The sequence below is a fragment of the Streptosporangium sp. NPDC049046 genome, assembly GCF_040649155.1.
Taxonomy (GTDB): domain Bacteria; phylum Actinomycetota; class Actinomycetes; order Streptosporangiales; family Streptosporangiaceae; genus Streptosporangium.
Window position 1 is genome coordinate 262,837 of sequence record NZ_JBEZEZ010000006.1, and the last position, 15,358, is coordinate 278,194.

Consider the following 15,358-nt stretch of genomic DNA (forward strand, 5'->3'; position numbering starts at 1 on the left):
GCCGAGTCCGTCGTGGGCCCGCGCGCCCCGTGGACCTCGGGCGAACGGCGGGCATACTGGGGGACGTGAGTACGCTTCCTTCCCGATGGGACGGCGTGGAGCGGCGCGTCCCGGAATCGCTGGCCGACCTGCGCGGCCCGGCGACGGGGACGGTCGCCCTGCCCGTCCACCTCGGCTGGTCCGGGCTCACCGAGTTCGATCTGGTGAACCCGCTGCTACGGATGAGCCTCTACCGCACGGTCATCACCGGCGGTGGCCGCTCCGACGCCGAGTCGTATCTGAACGCCGAGCATCTCGTCGCCGACTGGCCGACCCTGCGCCGGGGCATCGGGCCGAGTTACCGGAGGGCCTGGGAGACCAAGATCACCGCCCTGGGGTGGGGCACCGGGACGGGCGTCGAGGCGGATCGTGGCGCCGAGGCGGAAACCGGGACGGGTGCCGCGGCGCCGGGGTGGGAGCGGTGATCCTGCCTCCGTTCCAGCAGCGGATGCTGGAGGCCGCGCTACCCGCCTGCGGCAGGTTCGGGCTGGTCCTGGCGGGCGGGTACGCGATGAACGCCCACGGCTTCACCGAGCGCCCGAGCGACGACCTCGACTTCGCCACCGCCGCCGAGACGCCGCTGCCCGAGGTCGCGGAGGGAATGGCCGAGGCGTTCAGGCAGGCCGGGCTGGAGGTCACCATGACGGAGGTGACGCCCCGGATGGGCCGCCTCGTGGTCAGCGACCCGGTGACCGAGCAGAGCTGCGAGTTCGACCTGCTCAGGGAGGCGTTCCAGCAGCAGCCCGTGATCGTCGGCGACATCTCCGTCGTCTCCCTGGACGACGCGGTCGGCCTGAAGATGCGGGCCCTGCACGAGCGCAGCCTCGCCCGCGACGTCATCGACATCGCCTCGATCTCCCACCTGTACGGCTTCCGTGAGCTCGAACACCTCGCCCGCCTGCACAACGAGGAGTTCGAGCTCGCCGAGCTGGTGATGAGGCTGGAGTTCGTCGACCTGATCGCGGACGAGGACTTCGAGGCCTACGGCGTGGACGACGAGCGGATCACGGAGATCCGCCGGTTCGCCCGCGCCTGGGTGGAGGACATCGGCCTCCGCCGCGCCGAGGAGGGCGACGTCGACTACGACGACGTTCCCGACCCCGACTGAGAAGACCTGAACCGGTGAGGCCGGTGACCCAAGGAGGGTGAGGGGCTCCTGTGACGCATACCCGGCCTCTCGCGGGGCAGGTGAGGGTCCTCTCTGCCGAAGGGTGCTGATCATGGGTCTTATGGAGAAGCTCAACCTGCGTGAAATGAAGGCCAAGGCCAAGCTGAAGCTGGCCGGTCGGGTGGGTGACCGCCGCAAGGTGGCCGAGGCGAGGACGGAGGAGGCCGAGGCGAAGCTTCTGAAGACCAAGGACGAGATCCTGGACACCGTCGCGGAGATGCGCAGGGAGTACGGCGTCCGCCGCCGCTGACTCCCGCCCCGGGTGTCCTGCCGCTCGCCAAGTCCCTTCCGATCGGTTTTCCGGCGCATGACGTCAATGTAGGTTGACACCCTCGAGGGTGTCAACCTACATTGACGTCATCGTTTTCATCTCAGACCAGGGCGAGCCGCCCGAGATGGATTCGTGCGCGGTAGACAGGAAAAGCGGCCGAAGGCCGATCGCGTCGTTTCTGAGGGGGACACGTTGGCGGGGGTCGTATCACGGGACGCTGGAAACGACGCGGGAAACACTGAAGACCCCGGCGAACCGGGGCAACTCGGCGGCACCGTGCCGAAGTCCGCCTCCTGGCGGTTGCTGGTCGCCTACATGCGGCCCCACAGAAGGGCCCTGCTGCTGGGCGGGGTGCTCAGCCTGGTCGGCTCGCTGGCGGGGCTGGCGATGCCACTCCTGGCCAAGACGGTCATCGACGCCTTCGGCGAGCAGCGCTCCCTGCTCGGTCCGGTGCTCGGCCTGACCGCCGCCGTGCTCCTGGGCGCGGTCATCGGCGCGCTGGGTAACTACGTGCTGGAACGGATGGGCGAGGGCATCGTCTTCTCCGCCCGCCGTACCCTCGTCGACCGGATGCTGCGGCTGCGGGTCTCCGAGGTCGATCGGCTCAAGCCGGGTGACCTGATGTCCAGGGTGACCTCGGACACCACGCTGCTGCGGGCGGTGTTCACCAACGGCGTGGTCGAGACGGTCAGCTCGCTGTTCATGCTCGTGGGCGCCGTGGTGATGATGGCGCTCATCGACGGGATGTTGCTGCTCATCACGCTGGGAGTGATGGTCGTGGTCGGCGGCTTCGTCAGCCTGATCATGCCCCGCATCCAGCGGGCCTCGATGCAGGCGCAGGTCGCGGTGGGCGAGATGGGCGCGGTCCTCGACCGGGTGCTCCAGGCGTTCCGTACCGTGAAGGCGAGCGGCGCGGAGGAGCGGGAGATCGCCGCGGTGGGTGAGGCGGCCCGCGAGGCGCGTGACCGGGGGATCGCCGTGGCCTGGCTGACGTCGATCGCCGGCGTCTCGGCGTGGGTCTCCGCGCAACTGGCGTTCGTGGCCGTGCTCGGCGTGGGCGGCGCGCGGGTCACCTCCGGCGTGCTGGAGGTCTCCTCGCTGATCGCCTTCCTGCTGTACCTGTTCTATCTGGTCGCCCCCATCGGCCAGCTGGTCCAGGGCTTCACGCAGGTGCAGAACGGCCTGGCCGCGGTGAAGAGGATCCGCGAGATCGAGGAGCTTCCCGCCGAGAGAGCGGACGGCGCGGCGTACGAGGTCGGCAGGGCCCCCGCCGGGGTCGTCTTCGAGAACGTCGCCTTCCGCTACGGCGACGACAGACCGGTCGTCCACGACGCCGTCTCCTTCGAGGTGCCCGCGGGCGGCCTGACCGCCCTGGTGGGCCCGTCAGGGGCGGGCAAGTCCACGGTCTTCGCACTGCTGGAGCGCTTCTACGAGCGGCATGCGGGGACGATCACGATCGACGGCCGCGACATCGCGGACTGGCCGCTCGCCGAGTTGCGCGCCTGCCTCGGATACGTCGAGCAGGACGCGCCGGTGCTGGACGGCACGCTCAGGGAGAACCTCGTCTTCGCCGCGCCGGGTGTGGACGAGGCCGACATCTGGCGGGTGCTCGCCCGTACCCGGCTGGAGGATCTGGTCTCCCGGCTCCCCGAGGGACTGGAGACCCGGGTCGGCCATCGAGGGATCATGCTCTCCGGCGGCGAGCGCCAGCGGGTCGCCATCGCCCGCGCACTACTGCGCAGTCCCCGGCTCCTGTTGCTCGACGAGGCCACCTCCCAGCTCGACGCGGTCAACGAGCTGAGGCTCCGGGAGGTGGTCGCGGAGGTGGCGGCGGAGACGACCGTGCTGGTGATCGCCCACCGCCTCTCCACCGTGGCGGGGGCCGACCGGATCGTGGTGATGGAGGCGGGCAGGGTGAGGGCCGTGGGCACCCACGACGAGCTGCTCGCCGACGACGTCCTCTACCGCGAGCTGGCCACCACCCAGTTCCTGCTGCCCGGCTGAGGCCGCCTGCCCGTTCCCTTTCCCACCTGGTCCTGCGGGGATCGGCTTGGTTGCGTAAATTCATATCGTTCATAAAGGAATAATTCGGACACTGAGTCGAGGGGCTGATTCGCCGTCCGGTGAACCGGGCATCCCCGCCTGTGCGAAGCCTCTCCTTCGCATCGGAGCGCCCATCGGGCGCGCGCCGCATTCGATCACCCGGTCCCGTCCGTGCGGGACGGAGGAGCCGGGGCGTGGCGATCGTTACGGCTACATCAGGGGGTGCCACGGGCGTGCTGCCCGCGGCACCCCTTTTGCCGGGTTGACCGGTGGCCTCCGGGTGACCAAGTATGAATACGTTCATTCATTCTTGAGGGGGAGGTCGGGCATGTCCGGCAGCCGGATCGTGCGCGCGCCGCGCGGCACCACGCTCACCGCCAAGGGGTGGCCGCAGGAGGCGGCGCTCCGCATGATCCAGAACAATCTCGATCCCGAGGTCGCCGAGCATCCTGAGCAGCTCGTCGTCTACGGCGGCTCGGGCAAGGCCGCCCGCGACTGGCGCTCCTTCGACGCGATCACCCGTACGCTGACCACCCTGGAGGGCGACGAGACGCTGCTGGTGCAGTCGGGCCGCCCCGTCGGGGTGTTTCGCACCCACGAGTGGGCGCCCCGGGTGCTCATCGCCAACTCCAACCTGGTGCCCGACTGGGCCAACTGGGAGGAGTTCCGGCGTCTGGAGGCCGCCGGGCTCACCATGTACGGGCAGATGACGGCCGGCTCCTGGATCTACATCGGCACCCAGGGCATCCTGCAGGGCACCTACGAGACCTTCGGGGCCGTGGCCGCCAAGCGGTTCGGCGGGAGCCTCGCCGGGACGATCACGCTGACCGCCGGGCTCGGCGGCATGGGCGGCGCCCAGCCGCTCGCCGTGACGATGAACGGCGGCGTGGTGATCTGCGTCGACTGTGACCCCAGGTCGATCGACCGGCGCATCGAGCACCGCTACCTGGACGTCCGCGCCGCCGACCTCGACGAGGCGCTGCGCCTGGCGTACGAGGCCCGCGACCGGCGCGAGCCGCTGAGCATCGGGGTCGAGGGCAACGCGGCCGAGGTCGTGCCGGAACTGCTGCGCAGGGGCGCCGAGATCGATGTCGTCACCGACCAGACGTCCGCCCACGACCCGCTGATGTACCTGCCGGTCGGCGTGGCCTTCGAGGACATGGCCGACGAGCGCGAGAAGGACCCGGCGGGCTTCACCCGCAGGGCTCGCGAGTCCATGGCCGCCCACGTGGAGGCGATGGTCGGTTTCCAGGACGCCGGGGCCGAGGTCTTCGACTACGGCAACTCGATCCGGGGCGAGGCGCTGCTCGCGGGCTACACCCGCGCGTTCGACTTCCCCGGCTTCGTGCCCGCCTACATCCGGCCGCTGTTCTGCGAGGGCAAGGGCCCGTTCCGCTGGGCCGCGCTGTCCGGCGCCGCCTCCGACATCGCCAAGACCGACCGCGCGATCCTGGAGTTGTTCCCCGACAACGAGCCGCTCGCCAGGTGGATCCGGATGGCCGGGGAGAAGGTCCACTTCCAGGGGCTGCCCGCCCGCATCTGCTGGCTCGGGTACGGCGAGCGTCACCTGGCGGGGGAGCGGTTCAACGACATGGTCGCCTCGGGGGAGATCGAGGCCCCGCTGGTGATCGGCCGTGACCACCTCGACTGCGGCAGCGTCGCGAGCCCGTACCGGGAGACCGAGGGCATGGCGGACGGCTCCGACGCGATCGCCGACTGGCCGCTGCTGAACGCGATGCTCAACGTCGCCTCCGGCGCCGCGTGGGTCTCCATCCACCACGGCGGCGGTGTCGGCATCGGCCGTTCCATCCACTCGGGGCAGGTCACCGTGGCCGACGGCACCAGGCTGGGGGCCGAGAAGCTCAACCGGGTCCTCACCAACGACCCGGGCACGGGCGTCATCCGCCACGTCGACGCCGGGTACGACGAGGCCGTCACCGTGGCCGAGGAGCGGGGTGTGCGCGTCCCGATGCGCGAGTCCTGACCGGACGCGCCGCGACCGGGGCGCCGCGGGAACGTACGGGTGCCGATTCGCGTGCCGCGTCCCGATCGCGGTGCGCGAATTCCCCCGGTGCCGCTCGTTTTCGTCTCCGCGGGTGTATGAACGACAGCGGGGCGGGACGGGAGGGGAATGCTCGTGGGGGTTCGAGCGGTTGGAGGGGGCGTGGGTGACGGACTCGATGGGCTTCTGGAGGGGCGGAGACTGTCGCCCGTGCAGCGGCGGATCGCGCGTTACCTGGGCGACCACCTGTCCGAGGCCGTCTTCCTGTCCAGCGTGGAGCTCGCCGACCGGGCCGGGGTGAGCCAGCCGTCGGTGACGAGGTTCGCGATGGTGCTCGGCTTCGGGGGATATCCCGAGCTGCGGCAGGCGCTGCGCCCCCTGGTCGTGGGCGGCAGGAGGCCGTCGCGGGCCAACGAGCTGCAGACCGCGATCGACGTGGAGATCGACAATCTGCGGAGCGTGCGCGACGCGCTGAGCGACCCCTCCGACCTCTCCGAGCTGGGCGCCAACCTGGCGGGATGCGAGCCCCTGCCGGTGCTCGGCCTGCGGGTGTCGAGCGGGCTCGCCACCACGTTCGCCTACTTCGCGCGGCGGATCCACCCCGATGTCCGCCTGCTCACCCACGGCGGCTCCGAGCTGGCCGACGGCCTGTACGCCGCGCGCAGGGCGGGAGCGGCCTGGCTCGTCGCCGTCGTCCTGCCCCGCTACCCGGCCGAGGCCGTGCAGGCCCTGCGGGACGCCCGCCACCTCGGCCTGCGTACGGCGGTGATCACCGACCGGCGGGACGTGCCCTTCGCGGCGGACGTGGTCCTGGCCGCCCCCGTCGGCGAGCGGCTCGTCTTCGACTCGCACGCAGGCCCTCTCGCCCTGGCCATGGTGCTGGTGGAGGCGATGGCCGACGCGGCGCCGCTGCGCACCCAGGCCAGGCTTGAGGAGTACGAGCGGATGACCGACCAGGCCGGGGTCTTCACCGAGCACCTCGACTGACGGCCCGCGGTGATCGTTTTTGTCGTGGGTAAGGTGACTGCCATGTCAGAACGACCTACCGCGCTGATCACCGGCGCCTCCAAAGGGATCGGCGCCGCGATCGCCCGTGCCCTGGCCCCCACGCACGACCTGCTGCTCGGCGGACGCGACACCGAGGCGCTGTCCGGGATGGTCGCCGAGCTGCCCGGCGCGCGGCCCTGGCCGGTGGAGCTCACCGCCGTCACCGAGGCCGACGTCGCCGACATCGACCGGCTCGACGTGCTGGTGCACAGCGCGGGCGTGGTGAACCTGGGCCGTGTCGAGGAGACCCCCGCCGAGGTGTGGCGGCGCACGATGGAGATCAACGTGGTCGCGGTGGCCGAGCTCACCCGGCTGCTGCTGCCCGCCCTGCGCGCGGCGCACGGCCACGTGGTGCTGATCAACTCCGGTTCCGGGCTGCGGGCGAACCCGAGCTGGGTCTCCTACGCGGCGAGCAAGTACGCGCTGCGCGCCTTCGCCGACGGGCTCCGCCTGGAGGAGCCCGAGCTCCAGGTCACCACGATCTACCCGGGGCGGGTCGCGACCGACATGCAGCGTGAGGTACGGGCACAGGAGGGCGGCCCCTACCGGCAGGAGGATCACCTCGACGCGGACTCGGTGGCCAGGGTGGTGCTGACCGCTCTGACCGCGTCCCCGGACGCCAGCATCACCGAGATCACCATCCGTCCTACCGGCAAGCCCTCGAACTGAGCGCGGTGACCGAAGGCGCCTCAGGTCGGGAGGGCGCCGGGCCGAGGGCGCGGCGGGCTCGCCAATGAATGGTCTCATTCACATAATGGGAGGGTGTTCGACGAGATGTGGGGTGCCATAGAGCACCTCGGACGTGACGGCCGGACCCGGGGCTACCTGCGAGACGCGTGGTCGCCCGCGGATCTGGAACTCCGGCGATGGTTCGGGCAGGAGGCCGACAGACGCGGCCTCGACCTGAGGGAGGACCGCAACGGCAACCTGTGGGCCTGGTGGGGTGACCCCTCGGACCGGCCCGGCGTGGTCACCGGCAGTCATCTCGACTCGGTGCGCCAGGGCGGCGCCTTCGACGGCCCCCTCGGCGTCGTGTCGGCCTTCGCCGCCCTCGACCTGCTGCGGGCGAAGGACTTCCGGCCCGCGCGCCCCGTGGGAATCGCCTGCTTCACCGACGAGGAGGGCGCCAGGTTCGGCGTCCCGTGCGTCGGCTCCCGCCTGCTGACCGGCATCCTCGACCCCGACAGGGCCCGCGCCCTGAAGGACGACGAGGGCGACTCGCTCGCCGAGGTGCTGCGCGCGGCGGGGCGCGACCCCGGCGCTCTGGGCAGGGACGAGGAGACCCTGCGGCACATCGGCGTCTTCGTCGAACTCCACGTCGAGCAGGGACAGGACCTCGTCCACGTCGGCGCCGAGGTCGGCGTCGCCTCGGCCATCTGGCCGCACGGCCGCTGGCGGTTCGACTTCCACGGCCAGGCCAACCACGCGGGCACCACCCGCCTGGCCGACCGCGACGACCCCATGCTGCCCTTCGCCCGTACCGTCCTGCACGCCCGCCAGGCCGCCCAGCGCGGCGGCGTGGTCGCCACCTTCGGCAAGACGCGCGTGTCGCCCAACAACGCCAACGCCATCCCCGGCCTGGTCAGCGCCTGGCTGGACGCCAGGGGCGGCGACGAGGACGCGGTGAGGGAGCTCGTCGCCGAACTCACCGACTTCTCCGGTGCCGAGGTCACGGTCGAGTCGTGGACCCCGGTCGTCGACTTCGACGCGGCCCTGCGGGAACGGGTCGCCGAGGCCGCGGGCGGCGCACCCGTCCTGCCGACCGGCGCCGGACACGACGCGGGCATCCTCGCCTCCGCGGGCGTGCCCAGCGCGATGGTGTTCGTCCGCAATCCAACGGGAATCTCGCACTCTCCGGAGGAACACGCGGACCGGGCCGACTGTCACGCCGGGGTCACCGCCCTCGCCGCCGTCGTGGAGGACCTGTGCGGGAGCTGAACTACTGGTGCGAGCTGGCCTGGCTGCCGCCGGGCGAGGCCGTCGCGGGAGTACTCGTCAAGGTCAGGGACACCCTGATCGCCGAGATCGTCACCGGCGTGACGACCCCGCCCGGCGGAGCCGTCCGGCTCGCGGGCCTCACCCTTCCCGGGCTCGCCAACGCGCACTCCCACGCCTTCCACCGCGCCCTGCGCGGGGTGACGCAGCGCGAGAAGGGCAGCTTCTGGACCTGGCGCGAGCGGATGTACGGCGTGGCGGGAACGCTCGACCCCGACTCCTACCTCAGGCTCGCCAGGGCCACGTTCGCCGAGATGTCGCTGGCCGGGATCACCTGCGTGGGGGAGTTCCACTACCTGCACCACGGGCCGGACGGCAGGCCGTACGACGACTCGAACGCGATGGGACACGCGCTCGTCCAGGCCGCGCGGGAGGCGGGGCTGCGCATCGCGCTCCTGGACGCCTGCTACCTGACCGGCGGCGTCGGCACCCCGCTGAGCGGTGCGCAGCGGCGCTTCGGCGACGGGGACGCCGACGGGTGGGCCGCGCGGGCCGAGGCGCTCGTGGCCGGATACCGGGAGGATCGGGACGTGGAGATCGGCGTGGCCGTGCACTCGGTCCGCGCGGTGCGGGCCGAGCAGATCCCCGTGGTCGCCGAGTTCTCCCGGCACCACGCGGTCCCGCTGCACGCCCACGTCTCCGAGCAGCGGGCCGAGAACGCCGCCTGCGTGGACGCCTACGCCGCGACCCCGGTCCAGCTGCTGGACGCGCACGGCGCGCTCGGTCCCCGCTCGACCGCCGTACACGCCACGCACCTGTCGGACGTGGACGTCGCGCTGCTCGGCGCCTCCGGCACGCGCGTGTGCATGTGCCCGACGACCGAGCGCGACCTCGCCGACGGCATCGGGCCGGCGAGGAGGCTGTTCGAGGCGGGCTCGCCCATCACGCTCGGCTCGGACAGCCACGCGGTGATCGACCTGTTCGAGGAGGCCCGCGCGGTCGAACTGGACGAGCGGCTCGCGACCGAGCGGCGCGGTCACTGGTCGGCCGCCGAACTCCTGAACGCGGCCACGGCCGCGGGGCACGACTCGCTCGGCTTCGCCGACGCGGGCATGCTCGTCCCCGGTGCCTGGGCGGACCTGGTGTCGGTGCGCCTGGACTCGGTCCGTACGGCCGGAGCATCCCCGGCGCACCTGGCGGAGACCGTGGTCTTCGCCGCGACGGCCGCCGACGTGCACTCCGTGGTGTCGGGCGGGCGTCACGTGGTCGTCGACGGCGGGCACGTACTCGGCGACGTGGGCGCGATGCTCGCGCAAGCGGTCGGCGAGGTACTCGCCGAGGCGCGGGAGGAGAGGTCGGTATGACGAGCGAGGACCGTCCGGTGACGAGCACCCTTTTCGACGGCATCGGCCTGCTCTACACGGGCGACCCGGCGCGGGAGGAGATCGAGAACGCGGCGTTGGTGGTCGAGGGCGGCGAGGTGGTGTGGGCGGGTCCCGCCGACGCGGCTCCGCACGCCGACGAACGGGTGGATGTGGAGGGGCGCTGCGTCATCCCCGGTTTCGTCGACAGCCACGCCCACCTCGTCTTCGCGGGCGACCGCAGCGCCGAGTTCGCCGCCCGCATGGCGGGGCGCCCGTACACGGCGGGAGGTATCCGTACGACGGTGTCGGCCACCCGCGCCGCCTCCGACGCCGAACTCGCGGCGCGCACCGCCGCCCTGGTCGCCGAGATGCTCGCCCAGGGGACGACCACGGTCGAGATCAAGAGCGGCTACGGTCTCACGGTCGAGGACGAGCGCCGGTCACTGGAGATCGCGCGGAGGTTCACCGAGGAGACCACCTACCTGGGCGCGCACGTCGTCCCCCCCGACGCCTCCTCGGCCGACGAGTACGTCCGCACCGTCACCGGGGAGATGCTGGAGGCGTGCGTGCCGCACGCCCGGTGGATCGACGTGTTCTGCGAGCGCGGAGCCTTCGACGCCGACCAGAGCAGGGAGATCCTCCTCGCCGGGGTGAAGGCGGGACTGCTGCCGCGGATCCACGCCAACCAGCTGGGTGAGGGGCCGGGGGTGCGGATCGCCGCCGAGGTGGGCGCGGCCTCCGCCGACCACTGCACCCATCTGAGCGACGACGACGTCTCGGCGCTGTCGTCGTCGGGGGTGGTGGCGACCCTGCTGCCCGGCGCGGAGTTCTCCACCCGCTCGCCCTACCCCGACGCCCGCCGCCTGCTGGACGCCGGGGTGACCGTCGCGCTCGCCACCGACTGCAATCCCGGCTCCTCCTTCACCTCCTCCATGCCGTTCTGCGTGGCACTGGCGGTCCGTGAGATGCGGATGACACCGCTGGAGGCGATCAGGGCCGCCACGTACGGCGGGGCGAGGGCGCTGCGCCGCGGGGACGTCGGCACGCTGCGGGTGGGCAGCAGGGGGGATCTGGTGATTCTCGACACACCCACCTACGTCCACCTCGCCTACCGGCCGGGGGTACCGCTGGTGAGGCAGGTCTGGAAGGAGGGGCGCCGCCTGGTTTGAGCCCCTTTGCTGGGGTTAGTGGTGGCCCTCGTCGCGGCGCAGGGAAACATCCTCCTTGAGGAGGAAATCCAAAACCATTCTCCAGGCGTACTTCTTGAGGGAATCTTTGCCCTGATCCGTCCGTTGAAAAGACAAGCGATGTGTCTGAGCGCACGGGGCCTTGAGCGAGCGGTTGGACACGTCATAAGCACGCGGAGCGAGGTGCCATCGGATGGCAAGGCCGACGGGGAATCGGACGCAGGATCAGCATGTCTCTGATCGAGACCTGCTCGGGACCTACCTGGCAGAGATTGGACGGGTGCCCCTGCTCACCGCGGAGGAAGAGGTCGAGCTCGCCAAGCGGATCGAGGCGGGTCTCTTCGCTGAGCAGTTGCTGGACGGTGGGTTGGGCGGATTGACGGAGCCGCGGATCGGTGACGCGGCCGATGAGGAGCTTGAACGGCTGGCCGTTTCCGGACAGAGGGCCAAGGATGAATTCATCCAGGCCAATCTACGTCTTGTGGTGGCCGTCGCGCGCAAATATTCCGGGCGGGGAATGCCGCTGATCGATCTGGTCCAGGAGGGAAACCTGGGGCTGGTCCGCGCGGTCGAGAAGTTCGACTACCGGCGCGGTTACAAGTTCTCCACATACGCCACGTGGTGGATCAGGCAGTCGGTGGGACGCGCCATCCACGAGCAGGCCAGGCCGGTGCGCCTGCCCACCCACGCGGGCGAGCAGATGACCAGGCTGATGCGGGTCCGTCGCGACATGCTGGCCGAGTTCGACGTCGAGCCGACCGACGCCGATCTGGCCACGGTGCTCGAACTCCCCATCGAGCGGGTCCGTGAGCTCCGCCGCTGGGCCTCCGACCCCGTCTCCCTGCAACTGGGCGTGGGTGACGAGGACGAGACCGAGCTCGGCGACATGATCGCCGATGACACGTGGGCCGACCCCGAGCAGCAGGCGATGGACATCCTGGAGCGCGAGCGCCTCGAGGAGTGGCTGACCGGGCTTGAGGGGCAGACCCGTGAGATGCTCCGCTGGCGCTACGGCCTGATGGACGGCCGCGAGCACACGCTGACCGAGGTCGGCGAGCGGTACGGCATCGGTCGCGACCGCGCCCGCCGGATCGAGCGTGACGCTCTGGCCCGGCTGCGGAAGATGGCGACGGCGGCCTGAGCTTCGTGATCCGGCACGGTCTCGTTTGGACCGTGCCGGATCGTGGGGTTCTTTACGGTGAGGCTTGTCGCTGTGGCGGTGTTGTGCAGGCTGTGGTGAGTTCCATCGCTGCTCACGCTTTGAGCCTCCCCCGTAGTCCGGACACCGGCGGTGTGCCATCAGGGGCCGGCGGCTGGTGATGCCGCTCGTACTTGTTCGGGCTGTGGTGCGTCGCCGTTCACGCTGCGGTGGGCGGGTGCTCCGGCCGGCCGTCTCAGTCACCGTCTGGCGTTTCAGGCCTCCGGCCTGCTCGGGCGCGGTGGTTGCGGGCTTCTTTTAAGCCGGCCGGAACACCCGCCCACCTCCGCTGCACGTGCTCTCGCCGTACGGCGTGCGGACCGTAGTGACTTTCTCTCCGGCCGCCCTGGGTTCCGTGGATGGCTGAAGCGATCCGTACGGGACCGTCGAGAGGGAGCGCCGTAGCTGAAGCTCTACCTCGGAAAGGTGCGCAGGGCGGGGCGTCGGTCTTCCATGAGCGAGACACGACGGGCGTAGGGAGGGGGCAGCGCGGGTCGGAGGTTCTGTGAGAGCGGCTGCTTTCGTCGTCGGAATCGTGCGCCGGTGTTCGGTCCGAATGCGCGCGGTCGCTGCGCAGGATGTGGGACTCGCCTCACAGGACGGGCAACGTGACCACTGTGACGAATGCCTGCCGCCTCTGCGCTATGGGACGTCGGCTATTCGTAAGGGTCTGAACCGGCATGGCTCGGGCTGTTTCGTGGTTTGTTTATGTGTTCCGCCGCATTGTGTGGTGAGAGGGATCGGTGCGGTGGGGGTCTGGTTTTCTACGGTGCGCGCCGTGCGCTCCTTTCGAAAGTAACGCTTCAGTTACGGCGGCTCACGCTGAGCGGTCTCGTACGGATCGCTTCAGCCGCACAGAGGTCACAGGGCGGCCGGAGAGAGAGCGACTACGGTCCGCGCGCCGTGCGGCGGGGGCGTGCGCAGCGGAGGTGGGCGGGTGTTCCGGCCGGCTTGAAAAGAGCCCGCAACCACCGCGCCCGAGCAGGCCGGAGGCCTGAACCACCAGAGCGCAACTGAGACGGCCGGCCGGAGCACCCGCCCACCGCAGCGTGAACGGTCGCGGGCCCGATCCGTCCCCAGAAGCCTGCCGGGGTCCGTTCCGGGGAAGGGGGCCGAGGGTGACCAGGGGTTACGGGCCAGCCTATTCGCCCGGATCGAGGGGGTCCGGTGGGCGTGGCGTAGGGGTGGCGGAAGCCCTGGTAACTGCCAAGTGGAGTTGACCTGGGCTCTTTTAAGGCCATCTCCAAGTCATGGCACACCTTGTCCGAAACACATCTGAAACACCCTGCTGCCGAGATTCACAGATGTGAAACACACAAGGTCACACCTTGAAACGGTAGAAGAACACGCTGTGGCGCAACGTCAGTGCGCGGCCGGTCGATGGAGCCCAGAAGCGATCACTGCATGTGAAACCGGCAAAAGCCAATTGGAAGGAGGGTCGCTTCGCATGGAGATCGATAGCGGCTCCACAGCCTGGATGCTCGCGAGTACCGCACTCGTCCTACTCATGACACCGGGTCTCGCGTTCTTCTACGGGGGCATGACCAGGGCCAAGAGTGTTCTGAACATGATGATGATGTCGTGGGTCAGCATCATCGTCGTGACGATCGCCTGGGTGCTCTACGGTCACTCGCTCGCCTTCGACACCGTCGGAGACGGTTCGGGATTCCTCAACAAGATTATCGGTGGACTCGACAACATCGGTCTGAGCGGCCTGGTCGAGACGGCGACCAAGGATGACGGCACCGGTATGCCGAGCCTGGTCTTCTCGACGTTCCAGATGACTTTCGCGATCATCACGGTCGCGCTGATCAGCGGAGCGCTCGCCGACCGGGTGAAGTTCGGCGCGTGGGTCGTCTTCGCCATTGTCTGGGCGACGGTCGTCTACTTCCCCGTGGCCCACTGGGTGTGGGGCGGCGGCTGGCTGAGCAGCCTCGGCATCGAGGACTTCGCCGGCGGTACGGTCGTCCACATCAACGCCGGAGCCGCGGCCCTCGCGGTCGCCCTGGTGATCGGCAAGCGCGTCGGCTGGCGCAAGGACCCGATGCGACCGCACAACCTCACGTTGGTCCTTCTCGGCGCGGCCCTGCTGTGGTTCGGCTGGTTCGGCTTCAACTCGGGCTCCGAGCTCGCCGTTGACGGCACGACCGGCCTGGCGTTCATCAACACCCAGATCGCCACCGCCGTCGCGGCGGGCGCCTGGATCCTCGTCGAGAAGATCCGCGACGGTCACTCCACCACCCTGGGTGTCGCCTCCGGTGCGGTCTCCGGCCTGGTCGCGATCACCCCGGCCTGTGGTTTCGTCGACCCCTGGGCGGCGTTCGTGATCGGCGCGCTCGCCGGTGTCGCCTGTGCCTACGCGGTCGGCCTGAAGTACAAGCTCGGCTACGACGACTCCCTCGACGTGGTCGGCGTCCACCTCGTCGGCGGTGTCGTGGGTGCGGTGGCGCTGGGCTTCGTCGCCGCCTACCCGTTCGCCGACGGCCAGGAGAAGGGTCTCTTCTACGGCGGGCCGGTCTCCCAGCTCGGTGTGCAGGTGCTCGGTCCCGTCGCGGTCGGCGCCTACTCCTTCGTTATCTCCTGGATCATCGCTAAGATCATCGACAAGACAATGGGCTTCCGCATCTCGCAGGAAGACGAGATCACCGGCGTCGACATCACCTCCCACGCCGAGACCGGTTACGACCTCGGCACCATCCACTCCTCGGGTGTGGCCGCCGTCAACGGTCCGGCCCCCACCCCGGCGTCTAAGAAGGTGGACGCATGAGACTCATCACAGCGATCATCAAGCCGTTCAAGCTCGATGACGTGAAAGCGGCCCTGGAGCAGTTCGGGGTCAAGGGAATGACGGTCAGCGAAGCGAGCGGTTACGGCCGCCAGCGTGGTCACACCGAGGTCTACCGGGGTGCCGAGTACCAGGTCGACCTGGTGCCCAAGGTCCGCCTTGAGGTGCTCGCCGAGGAGGAGGACGCCGAGGATGTCATCGACGTCATCGTCAAGGCCTCGCAGACCGGCAAGATCGGTGACGGCAAGGTGTGGTCCGTCCCTGTGGACACGGTCATCCGCGTCCGCACCGGGGAACGCGGACCTGAGGCGCTCTAACC

The 15,358-nt window shown here is 70.1% G+C and carries 13 protein-coding genes; all 13 read left to right on the forward strand.

The genetic code is table 11. The features are described 5' to 3' along the window. The first annotated feature begins 65 nt into the window (after window positions 1-65). The 13 genes from AB0B96_RS10905 (at window position 66) to AB0B96_RS10965 (ending at window position 15,356) form a co-directional block, all read left to right on the forward strand. Window positions 66-464, forward strand: coding sequence for a hypothetical protein (locus tag AB0B96_RS10905; RefSeq protein ID WP_362897643.1), 399 nt, complete (start codon window positions 66-68; stop codon window positions 462-464). Beyond that, the gene (locus AB0B96_RS10910) at window positions 461-1,147 is read left to right on the forward strand and encodes a nucleotidyl transferase AbiEii/AbiGii toxin family protein (RefSeq protein WP_362897645.1); all 687 of its coding nucleotides are present in this window, start codon (window positions 461-463) and stop codon (window positions 1,145-1,147) included. Before AB0B96_RS10905 ends, AB0B96_RS10910 begins: the two co-directional genes overlap by 4 nt. A gap of 112 nt (window positions 1,148-1,259) precedes the next feature. Next, a complete protein-coding gene (locus AB0B96_RS10915) occupies window positions 1,260-1,457 on the forward strand; it encodes a hypothetical protein (protein ID WP_362897647.1) in 198 nt (65 codons plus the stop codon). A gap of 213 nt (window positions 1,458-1,670) precedes the next feature. Next, window positions 1,671-3,482: an ABC transporter ATP-binding protein gene (locus AB0B96_RS10920; protein ID WP_362897649.1), complete on the forward strand. Its 1,812-nt coding sequence runs from the start codon at window positions 1,671-1,673 to the stop codon at window positions 3,480-3,482. 367 nt (window positions 3,483-3,849) lie between these two features. Next, window positions 3,850-5,505 carry a urocanate hydratase gene (hutU, locus tag AB0B96_RS10925; protein ID WP_362897651.1) on the forward strand — a complete coding sequence of 552 codons (1,656 nt, stop codon included), beginning with the start codon at window positions 3,850-3,852 and terminating at the stop codon, window positions 5,503-5,505. A gap of 180 nt (window positions 5,506-5,685) precedes the next feature. Beyond that, window positions 5,686-6,510 carry a MurR/RpiR family transcriptional regulator gene (locus AB0B96_RS10930; protein ID WP_362897653.1) on the forward strand — a complete coding sequence of 275 codons (825 nt, stop codon included), beginning with the start codon at window positions 5,686-5,688 and terminating at the stop codon, window positions 6,508-6,510. A 42-nt stretch (window positions 6,511-6,552) separates the two neighbouring features. Then, complete coding sequence (locus AB0B96_RS10935) at window positions 6,553-7,239, forward strand: SDR family oxidoreductase (RefSeq protein ID WP_362897655.1); 687 nt, start codon at window positions 6,553-6,555, stop codon at window positions 7,237-7,239. A gap of 105 nt (window positions 7,240-7,344) precedes the next feature. Then, the gene (locus tag AB0B96_RS10940; RefSeq protein ID WP_362897778.1) at window positions 7,345-8,508 is read left to right on the forward strand and encodes an allantoate amidohydrolase; all 1,164 of its coding nucleotides are present in this window, start codon (window positions 7,345-7,347) and stop codon (window positions 8,506-8,508) included. After that, window positions 8,496-9,869, forward strand: coding sequence for a formimidoylglutamate deiminase (locus AB0B96_RS10945; RefSeq protein WP_362897657.1), 1,374 nt, complete (start codon window positions 8,496-8,498; stop codon window positions 9,867-9,869). Before AB0B96_RS10940 ends, AB0B96_RS10945 begins: the two co-directional genes overlap by 13 nt. Continuing rightward, window positions 9,866-11,038 (forward strand): imidazolonepropionase, encoded by a 1,173-nt coding sequence (hutI, locus tag AB0B96_RS10950; protein WP_362897659.1) that lies wholly within the window; start codon window positions 9,866-9,868, stop codon window positions 11,036-11,038. Before AB0B96_RS10945 ends, hutI begins: the two co-directional genes overlap by 4 nt. Before the next feature lie 211 nt (window positions 11,039-11,249). Continuing rightward, window positions 11,250-12,197: a sigma-70 family RNA polymerase sigma factor gene (locus AB0B96_RS10955; protein WP_362897661.1), complete on the forward strand. Its 948-nt coding sequence runs from the start codon at window positions 11,250-11,252 to the stop codon at window positions 12,195-12,197. A 1,504-nt stretch (window positions 12,198-13,701) separates the two neighbouring features. Next, complete coding sequence (locus AB0B96_RS10960) at window positions 13,702-15,021, forward strand: ammonium transporter (RefSeq protein ID WP_362897663.1); 1,320 nt, start codon at window positions 13,702-13,704, stop codon at window positions 15,019-15,021. Further along, complete coding sequence (locus AB0B96_RS10965; protein ID WP_350948726.1) at window positions 15,018-15,356, forward strand: P-II family nitrogen regulator; 339 nt, start codon at window positions 15,018-15,020, stop codon at window positions 15,354-15,356. The genes AB0B96_RS10960 and AB0B96_RS10965 overlap by 4 nt, the downstream gene beginning before the upstream one ends. The last annotated feature ends 2 nt before the right edge of the window (window positions 15,357-15,358 follow it).

Excerpts from the sequence above, each read along its gene's own strand:
- AB0B96_RS10915 (WP_362897647.1), top strand. The coding sequence starts at position 1,260 with ATGGGTCTTATGGAGAAGCTCAACCTGCGTGAAATGAAGGCCAAGGCC.
- hutU (WP_362897651.1), top strand. The coding sequence starts at position 3,850 with ATGTCCGGCAGCCGGATCGTGCGCGCGCCGCGCGGCACCACGCTCACC.
- AB0B96_RS10935 (WP_362897655.1), top strand. The coding sequence starts at position 6,553 with ATGTCAGAACGACCTACCGCGCTGATCACCGGCGCCTCCAAAGGGATC.
- AB0B96_RS10940 (WP_362897778.1), top strand. The coding sequence starts at position 7,345 with ATGTGGGGTGCCATAGAGCACCTCGGACGTGACGGCCGGACCCGGGGC.
- hutI (WP_362897659.1), top strand. The coding sequence starts at position 9,866 with ATGACGAGCGAGGACCGTCCGGTGACGAGCACCCTTTTCGACGGCATC.
- AB0B96_RS10955 (WP_362897661.1), top strand. The coding sequence starts at position 11,250 with ATGGCAAGGCCGACGGGGAATCGGACGCAGGATCAGCATGTCTCTGAT.
- AB0B96_RS10960 (WP_362897663.1), top strand. The coding sequence starts at position 13,702 with ATGGAGATCGATAGCGGCTCCACAGCCTGGATGCTCGCGAGTACCGCA.
- AB0B96_RS10965 (WP_350948726.1), top strand. The coding sequence starts at position 15,018 with ATGAGACTCATCACAGCGATCATCAAGCCGTTCAAGCTCGATGACGTG.